The organism is Bradyrhizobium sp. (assembly GCF_035273305.1).
GTDB lineage: Bacteria > Pseudomonadota > Alphaproteobacteria > Rhizobiales > Xanthobacteraceae > Bradyrhizobium.
Map to the genome: position 1 here is coordinate 1 of NZ_DATEPI010000015.1, position 8,344 is coordinate 8,344.

Genomic DNA, 8,344 nt, shown 5'->3' on the forward strand with positions numbered 1-8,344 from the left:
CACCCAATCCTAGAGGATAGGTCAGAAAAACCAGCAACAGGCCGATGGCCGGGGTCAGGCAGACGACGATCAGGAACGGCTTGTAGTCGAGCAACCGGGCCAACCAGCCCGGCTGGTGCTGGATCGCACTTCGGGAAAGCGCTGTCGTGACGGACATCTAGCGGCGGAAGTATCGCTTGGCGCGGCGCTCCGCCTCGGCTGCTGCGGCTTCGGGTGTTGCGGCATCGGTCGCAACTGAAGCGCACATCTGCACCAGCACGTAATCGGCATTGACGGCGCCACTGGCTGCCGAAATCGGGCCCTTGTAACCGGTCCAATATCTGTTCGCCATTGTGTTCTTGAAGATGCGAACCTTGGGATCTCCCGACCACACCGCGGCGTCGCCATAGGCGGTAAGCGGATGAGCCCAATAACCGCTATTGGCGTTGAGCCACGGCTCGTACTGCTCGCGCTCCATCATGAATTGCAGGAAGGCCTTGGCGGCATTTGGATACGGGCTATGCTTGAACACCATCGCGTTCAGCGTCAGCCCTCCCATCGGCGAGCTCTTTGCCACCCCGGTCGGAAGGAACTGGTGCTCGGTATCTTCGGCGATCGCTGCTGTCGCCGGATCCTTCTTCAGGGAAAAATAAAGCGACACACCATTGGCCGTGAGCGAAATCTCCTGAGATGAATACGCCCTGTTGTTGCTGACGTCGTTCCACGATGGCGTCCCCGCAATCATGGTCGGATAGAGCTGCTTCAGATAGTTTAGCGCGGCAATCGTTTCCTTGCTGTTGATGATGACGTTGCCTTCCTCATCGAGGAGGGAGGCGTTATGCGACCACAATATCCAGTTCGCGAACCCGTTGCCGTCGCCCACCGCGTTGCCGAGCGCGAACCCCGCCGGCTTGCCGCCCTTCTGCAGTTTCTGGCAAAGATCCAGAAAGCCCGCATGGTCGTCCGGCACTTTTTCGAATCCGGCCGCGTGCACGATGGACTTTCGATATACCAGCGGCCCGCTGCTGGCTCCGAACGGCAATCCGATCCATGCGTTGCTCTTGTAACGCTTGCCATATTTTTCGGCGAGGAACATCCAGTTGCCGTAACGCTTGCCAAGATAGTCGGCAACCTCCGTCAACTCGATGAGCTTGTCGGCGTAGATGTGAGGCGAATCGGAAAACCCGATGATGATGTCCGGGCCGGCTCCACTGTTCGAGGTAACCGCGGTCTGCTGATTGATGTCCTCCCAACCCACGAAGTCGACCTTCACCGTGACGCCCGTTTTCTCCGTGAATCGGGCGGCGTTGGCGCGGAAGACGTCTTCGTCTGGCTGCACGAACCGGACCGGCCGCAACATGCGAAGGCTCGCTCCCTTTTCGATGTTGAACGCCGGTGCGGGAACGTCGGCGACCTTGATGACAGACGAGGAGGTTTGAGCCGATGCGCCCGTCGCCGCCACTGCGGCTGCCGAAACTCCCAAAGCCAACGCCTCGCGGCGGGTGAATTCGCTCGTCATGACTTCCTCCCGGGTTTCTTCCGGCTCTAGTGGCCGGTGCATCGAACGCTTTCGTCCCTATTTGGGCATGATGTTTCGGAAATACGCTTTCATGTTCCAGATCATGCCCTAGCTGTTCGGGCCGCGCTCCATGCCAACGGGCTGCCAGCGCCGAAGCTGAGTATTTTGCAGCACCGAAGGGTTGACGCAGCTTACCGGCCACATGCCGGACAGGACCAGTGACAATTCGTAGCCGACGCGACGCTTGCGCGCCTCGTCGAAGCGTGCCGAGGCCGAGGCAACGTGGGCCGTCAGTGTGACGTTTTCCATACTGAGCATCGGGTTGTTGTGCGAAGGCGGCTCAGTCTCCAGCACGTCCAGGGCGGCGTGAGCAATCCAGCCTTCCTGCAGCGCCTTGATCAGCGCCTCCTCGTTCACCGTTGCGCCACGGCCGGTGTTGATGAAGGTCGCGCTTGGCTTCATTTGCCGAAAGTGCGTCTCGCCGAGCATGCGGTGGACTTCAGGTCGCGCAGGCGCATGCATCGACACGAAATCGGATTGCGAGAGCACCTCGGACAAGGTCGCCGGAAGCACGCCGTGATCATAAATCAGCGTTTCGGAGATGAAGGGATCATAGGCCAGCATCCTGAGCCCGAACGGCGCGGCGCGCTTGGCTACCGCTCGCGCCACCCGGCCGAACGAAATAAAGCCGAGCGTCTGTCCCATCAGACGCGGAATTTTCAGAAGCGCAGGGCGGCCCTCGGCCCAGCGGCCTTGCCGAACCATCTTGTCCTGCTCGATCAAGCGGCGAAATCCAGCCAGCAGCAGCATCATGGCGTGGTCAGCAACCTCCTCAATGAAGGTATCTGGAACGTTGGTGACGGGAATGCCGCGCGCGGTGGCGGCCTTGATATCGACGCTGTCAACGCCAACCGTGCCAAGCGTGATGACCTTGCAATTCTCAAGGCTGTCGATGATCTTCTTCGACATCGGAATGCCTTTGGCATAGATCGCATCGGCAGTCCGAGCCGCCTCGATAAACTCGGCTTCATTGGCCGGCGCCTCGATGATCTCCGCGCCGATCGGATCGAGCGCCTCCTTTTCAAATCCGTAACCGCCACCGGCGACTGTGAAACTCGCGCCTTTCGGCGTCACCACCCTGAATTTCGCCATGTCTTTTCTTTTCTCCCGATTTGATATTTCGGTGTTGGATATCACTGGGGTCGGGCGTCGCCGGCCCCATAGGTTGCGCAATCCCTTGCCCTTGGTCAGCAATTCTACGGAGGTGACCAGGTAACCAAGCGCTAAAGCTTGCACCATAGCTTGCGGCCGATCGTTCTGCCAATCGTACGCCGTCGAGGTTTTCGGAGCCTACCATGAAGTTGACCAGGATCAGGCTGAATAACCTGAAGATCGCCCCCAAGCTCGGCATTTTGGTGAGCGCGACATTGTTCGGCCTTTGCGTTGCCAGCGCTGTCGCGAGCTATCTGATGCAGCGCGAAATGCTGAATGCGCGTATTGACCAGGTTCACGCCATCGTCGACATGGCCCGCAATATGGCACTAGGGCTGCAAAAACAGGTCGAGGCTGGACAGCTCACGAAGGAAGCAGCCATTGCCGAGTTCAGCCGACGCGCCAATTCTATGACCTACGACAATGGCGCCGGCTATCTCTACGCTACGAGCTACGATGGTGTCCAGTTGGTGTCGGGTGATCCCAAGCAGGTTGGGACCAATCGCATGGACGTGCTGACCAATGGCAGGTTTCTCAATCGCGAATTGATGGATGGGGTCAAGGCCAAAGGGGAAATGCTGCTCAGGTTTGAATACATGAAGCCCAATGAGGAGAAATTGATCCGCAAGATTGGCTACGCCGTCTCCGTTCCCGGCTGGGATATGTTTCTCGGAACCGGCGCCTATCTCGACGATCTGGACGCGAAGCTGAGGCCTGTCGTATTGGCGCTCGGTCTGGCGACACTACTCATCGGCACGATCTCGGGCACCGCGGCCTGGGTCATTGGTCGCAGCATCAGCCGTCCGCTCGCCCAACTCGGCGCTTGCATGCAGGCGTTAGCCGAGGGCGAACTGGGAGAAGAGATTCCAGGCGTAGGGCGCGGGGACGAGGTCGGCGCCATGGCCGCGACGGTGCAGATTTTCAAGGACAACGCGGCGCGGATGCGGGAGCTGGAAAAAGCCGAAGCGGACACCAGAGCAGGTGCCGCCGCCGAGCACCGTGCGGCGATGGAAGTTATCGCCTGTGACTTTGAACGCAGCGTCAATGGCATTGTCCGGTCGGTATCGACGGCTGCGGCGGGAATGCAGAGTACCGCCGAATCGATGACCGCCACCGCGAGCGACGCCAACGTCCGGGCTTCGAGCGTCGGCGCGGCAACGGAAAGCGCATCGAACAACGTCGAAACGGTCGCGGCAGCGGCAGAAGAGCTGTCCAGTTCAGTCGGGGAAATTTCCCGGCAGGTCACGCGATCGAGCGAGATCGCAAGCAAGGCAGTTGCGGATGCCGAGCGGACCAACGCCACAGTGCAGGTTTTGTCGATGGGAGCCGAAAAGATTGGCGAGGTTGTCAAGCTGATCCACAGCATCGCGGCTCAAACCAACCTGCTTGCGCTCAACGCCACGATCGAGGCGGCGCGGGCCGGCGAGTCCGGCCGTGGGTTCGCGGTAGTCGCGTCCGAGGTCAAGGCGCTAGCGAGCCAGACCGCCAAGGCGACCGAGGAGATTTCAGCCCAAGTTGCCGCCATGCAGTCCTCCACCGGTGACGCGGTGACCGCGATCAACGGGATCACCGAGACAATCGGACAGATGAGTGAAATCACCGTCAGCATTTCGACCGCTATCGAGCAGCAGGGTGACGCGACGCGCGAAATCGCGCGCAACATCCAGTCGGTGGCGGCCGGATCGACGGAGATCAGCGCTCATATCAGTGGCGTCACCACCTCGGCGGCGGCCACGGGCAAGGCCGCGTCGGAGGTTCTCGCAAACGCCCGCGAACTCGATCAACAGTCGGGCATGCTGCGCAGCGCGGTTGACGGATTTCTGGCCAAGATTCGCGCCGCCTAGCTCCCAGACGCGGGCAGCGCGGGCAGCCACCGAAATCCGCGCCAGCCCCATGCAAGCAATCCTATAATGTGCAAAGCTGATCGGGGGCGACCGCGGAGATCATCATGGGCGTGGATTTGTTGAATGTCGAAGCGCTTCGAGATTTGAAGCACGACGGTCCTATCGTGATGGTGAACCTGATGCGGTTCCGCGATCGCTCCCTGGACGGTGAGGGCAGTGGCTGGGACGCTTATCTGCGCTATAGTGCGCTGACAGTGCCGATGGTCAAAGCGCGTGGCGGTACATTACTCTGGACAGGGGATGCAAAGGCGGTCGCGCTAGGGCCGCAAGCCGGCAATCAATGGGATTATCTGGCGCTCGTATATTATCCGTCGGTGGCCGCCTTCATCGACATGATGACATCGTCGGATTACGAAAATCGGTGCGACCCACACCGCCGAAACGGATGCGCCGAACACCTGATTATTGCCAGCAGCGAAGTCTACAGCAAATTCAAGACGAGCTAGCGCGGCTCCGGCGCAATTCGACGAAGCAGGTCGGACGAAATTTCACTGATGCTGCGGATGCCGAGCAGCGCCATGTCGCGATCGACTTCGTCCCTGAGCAAAGTGAGGGCGCGCCGCACGCCGGCTTCGCCGGCCGCCACCGCCGCGAACAGCAACGGCCGCCCGATGAAGACGAAGTGAGCGCCGAGCGCCAGCGCCTTCAGCACGTCAGTGCCGCGGCGGATGCCGCCGTCCAGCATCACGGTCATGCCATTCGCCTCAGCGGATATCTCCGGCAGCGTGCGCAAGGAGGATACGGTGCAATCAAGCTGCCGACCACCATGGTTGGACACGATGACGCCATCGACCCCGCTCTCCCGAGCGATGCGCGCGTCCGTCGGCGACATCAGGCCCTTGACCACCAGCTTACCCTTCCAGCGACGTCGGATCAGCTCGACATGTTTCCAGGCGAGCTGGTCGCGCTTGCCGATATTGCGCATCAGGTTTTTGGACAGCGCCGGCGGGCCGCGTACCGCATCCATATTCTCGAAATGCGGCATGCCGTGATTGATCACGGTGCGGGCCCAGGTGCCGAGTAGCCAATCCGGATGGGTAATAGTGTCCCAGGCGACCCGAGGCGTAATCGCGAGCGGCACCTGGAAACCGTTGCGGACGTTATTTTCGCGGTTGGGCGCGACCGGCACGTCAGCGGTAACCACAAACGTCTCGTAGCCGGCAGCGGCGACCCGGTCCACCAGTGGTTCGATCCGCGCGGCGTCGCCGGCCAGGTAGGCTTGATACCAAGCGGCCGGATTTTCGCGCTGAACGTCTTCCAGCGGGATCAAGGACGAGGCGCTGAGTATCATCGGCAAGTTCATCGTCGACGCAGCGCGCGTAAGCACGATATCACCGCGATAAGCACACAGGGCGGCCGACCCCATCGGAGGGATTCCGAACGGCGACGAGTAGGTCTGGCCGAACAGCTTTGTGGTCTGCTCACGGCCCGAAACGTCGTTCAGCACGCGCGGAACGAAACCGTATTCGTCAAACGCACGACGGTTGTCGCGCAGCGCGGCGTCGGTTTCCGCTGCGCCGGCAATATAGCCGTAGAGAAAGTTTGGTAACCGCCGCCGGGCGGTCGCCTCGAAATCATCGAGCGACAAATAGCGGCGCAGCGCACGCGGGGTGGCGCTCTCGGAGCGTTGCACGGTTGCCGGAGGTGGAGACAAATTTGAGGTTACGTCATGCATGCTGGTGGCTGTTCCGATGGACGAATTAACCGATAATAAGCTAGGCGGTGCTTGCGGGTTTTCGCGAGGCGACGAAAACGCCGACCAGCACTAGTGCAAAGCCGATAAAGTGAAATAGCTGCGGCCGCTCGCCGAGAAACACGATAGCCATCACTGATCCGAATACCGGCACCACGTGAAAGAACGGCGCGGCCCGATTGGCGCCGATCAGCTGCACGCCACGGTTAAAGCACAGATACGCCAGGGTCGAGGGAAATACCGCCACGTAAAACAGCGTCAGGAGGTTCGGTGCATCGAGCTGCATCACCGGGCGGGAAAACAACTCGTACACCAACAACGGAATAAGGCTTGCCGCGCCACAGCCGAAGGTGAAGCCAACAAAAGACAGGCCGTGAATGTTCGGCCGTTTCAACGAAAGCACCGAGTACAAACCAAAAATCGCCAGCGCGACCGTGAAGATGATATCGCCCTTGTTGAATTCGATGCTCGTCAGCGTCGTCAGGTCGCCACGCAACAGAATTACCAATACGCCCGTCAGCGACAGCAGAATGCCGCCTGCCTGGGCAAGCGTCAGGCTGACCCCAAGCAGGATCAGCGACCATACCGCGACAAAGAGGGGACCGGCCGACTGCAGCAAAAGCGTGTTCAGCGCTTCCGTATGCTCGAGCGCCCAATATTGCAGAGTGTTGAAGGCGCCGATGCCGGTGATCGAGAGAACGACCATGGTGCCCAGCCGGGCGCGGATCGCGCTCCAGTCACGGAGCAGATGTTTCCAGGCGAAGGGAAGGATGAGCAGGAACGCCAGCGACCAGCGCAGGAACGACAGCGTCACGGGTGGAATATGTCCGGCGGCAAGTCTGCCGACGATCGCGTTGCCGGCCCAACACAGCGCGGTAACCAGGAGCAGCAGATAGGGCTGGTTGGCGAGCCAGCTGCTATCGGCGCGGGTGGTTTGGTCGGAGACGGACATGGAGCGCGGCGATGCTGGCCCGGAGTTGAATGATGCCGTCGCCGCCCCGACCTCAAGGACCGGGCCGGTCTGGTCCGGCCCGTTCACAGACACGGGTTTTCCCGCATTATCAATGGCGGAAGATGCATCGCGACCATGCGCCGGAATCCAAATTCCGTGCAGACGCGAGCCTTCCCGCGGCGGCGTCTGCCGCGGGAAGCGTGGTTCTCACGTAATTGCTGCCGGTCAGGCGGCCTTGGTCTCGATCTCGCGGATATTCGAAGTGGGCGAACCGTTGATCGCGATCCGACGCGGCTTCATCGCTTCCGGAACTTCACGAACCAGTTCGATCTTCAACAAGCCATTATCGAATGCCGCGCCCTTGACCTGGACGTAGTCGGCCAGATTGAACTGGCGCTTGAACGGCCGCGACGAAATTCCTTGATACAGGAACTCGCGTTGGGCTTTTTCACTCTTGCGGCCTTCGACCGTCAGCACGTTCTGCTCGGCCGTGATGGCGATCTCGTCAGGCGAGAAGCCCGCCAAGGCCAGCGAGATCTGGTAGCGATCCTCGCCAAGCCGCTCGACATTGCAGGGCGGGTAATTGTCCTCGCTGCCGGCGTGCTGCGCTGCGTCGACGAGATCGAAGAAGCGGTCAAAGCCGATGGTCGACCGCCAGAGGGGAGCGAAGTCGTATGTTCTCATAGCCAAATCCTCCGTTGAGCAAGATGGTTACAAGCAGGTGCCGGACACCACCGGCGCCCGTCTCAGCCGAGCCCCCGAAGGGCGCCCGGGCCGCACATCGCGGCGGATAAGAAATTAGCAAACGCGTTTTCGGTTTCAAGACCGAGCGCGATTTTTTGGTAAATCGGCGGTTACGCCTCGAGGGCAGCGCTTTGCTGGCATGATTGCTAGTGCCGTGTGTGCCAATTGCTGAGGCCAAAAAATTTTCCGGCAGGATCTTGAACTTGGGTCACCTTCTTCTAAGTGGATTTTCGTCCCAGACGAAAGGAGCTTAGGAGGACAACATGACCGAGCTAGACCGTTGCTTTGATGAAAATGTGTACGACCTGAATGCCATTTTACATCCCGGTTCGGTTTTCGAT

At 60.3% G+C, this 8,344-nt stretch carries 7 protein-coding genes; 2 read left to right on the forward strand and 5 right to left on the reverse strand.

All coding sequences use genetic code 11. The features are described 5' to 3' along the window. Window positions 1-157: 157 nt before the first annotated feature. Both VJV58_RS01045 and VJV58_RS01050 read right to left on the reverse strand, forming a co-directional pair. Entirely contained in the window at window positions 158-1,498 is a 1,341-nt protein-coding gene (locus VJV58_RS01045) for an ABC transporter substrate-binding protein (protein WP_324135450.1), read from the reverse strand. 108 nt (window positions 1,499-1,606) lie between these two features. Then, the gene (locus VJV58_RS01050; RefSeq protein ID WP_324135451.1) at window positions 1,607-2,650 is read right to left on the reverse strand and encodes a C-terminal binding protein; all 1,044 of its coding nucleotides are present in this window, start codon (window positions 2,648-2,650) and stop codon (window positions 1,607-1,609) included. A 218-nt stretch (window positions 2,651-2,868) separates the two neighbouring features. Here VJV58_RS01050 and VJV58_RS01055 point away from each other — a divergent pair, with 218 nt between their 5' ends. Together VJV58_RS01055 and VJV58_RS01060 are read left to right on the forward strand one after the other, a co-directional pair. Then, the gene (locus tag VJV58_RS01055) at window positions 2,869-4,554 is read left to right on the forward strand and encodes a methyl-accepting chemotaxis protein (protein WP_324135456.1); all 1,686 of its coding nucleotides are present in this window, start codon (window positions 2,869-2,871) and stop codon (window positions 4,552-4,554) included. A 104-nt stretch (window positions 4,555-4,658) separates the two neighbouring features. Continuing rightward, window positions 4,659-5,060, forward strand: coding sequence for a DUF1330 domain-containing protein (locus VJV58_RS01060; protein ID WP_324135452.1), 402 nt, complete (start codon window positions 4,659-4,661; stop codon window positions 5,058-5,060). On the opposite strand, the gene VJV58_RS01065 is transcribed toward VJV58_RS01060, so the two are convergent. From VJV58_RS01065 to hspB, 3 genes are all read right to left on the reverse strand, one after another. Then, window positions 5,057-6,289, reverse strand: a complete 1,233-nt coding sequence (locus VJV58_RS01065; protein WP_324135453.1) for an alpha-hydroxy acid oxidase — start codon at window positions 6,287-6,289, stop codon at window positions 5,057-5,059. The two genes, VJV58_RS01060 and VJV58_RS01065, sit on opposite strands and share 4 nt — an antisense overlap. 40 nt (window positions 6,290-6,329) lie before the next feature. After that, window positions 6,330-7,259 (reverse strand): DMT family transporter, encoded by a 930-nt coding sequence (locus VJV58_RS01070; RefSeq protein WP_324135454.1) that lies wholly within the window; start codon window positions 7,257-7,259, stop codon window positions 6,330-6,332. A 225-nt stretch (window positions 7,260-7,484) separates the two neighbouring features. Next, window positions 7,485-7,943, reverse strand: coding sequence for a small heat shock protein HspB (gene hspB, locus VJV58_RS01075; RefSeq protein WP_324135455.1), 459 nt, complete (start codon window positions 7,941-7,943; stop codon window positions 7,485-7,487). Window positions 7,944-8,344: the final 401 nt, after the last annotated feature.

Excerpts from the sequence above, each read along its gene's own strand:
- VJV58_RS01045 (WP_324135450.1), bottom strand. The coding sequence starts at position 1,498 with ATGACGAGCGAATTCACCCGCCGCGAGGCGTTGGCTTTGGGAGTTTCG.
- VJV58_RS01065 (WP_324135453.1), bottom strand. The coding sequence starts at position 6,289 with ATGCATGACGTAACCTCAAATTTGTCTCCACCTCCGGCAACCGTGCAA.
- VJV58_RS01070 (WP_324135454.1), bottom strand. The coding sequence starts at position 7,259 with ATGTCCGTCTCCGACCAAACCACCCGCGCCGATAGCAGCTGGCTCGCC.
- hspB (WP_324135455.1), bottom strand. The coding sequence starts at position 7,943 with ATGAGAACATACGACTTCGCTCCCCTCTGGCGGTCGACCATCGGCTTT.
- VJV58_RS01050 (WP_324135451.1), bottom strand. The coding sequence starts at position 2,650 with ATGGCGAAATTCAGGGTGGTGACGCCGAAAGGCGCGAGTTTCACAGTC.
- VJV58_RS01060 (WP_324135452.1), top strand. The coding sequence starts at position 4,659 with ATGGGCGTGGATTTGTTGAATGTCGAAGCGCTTCGAGATTTGAAGCAC.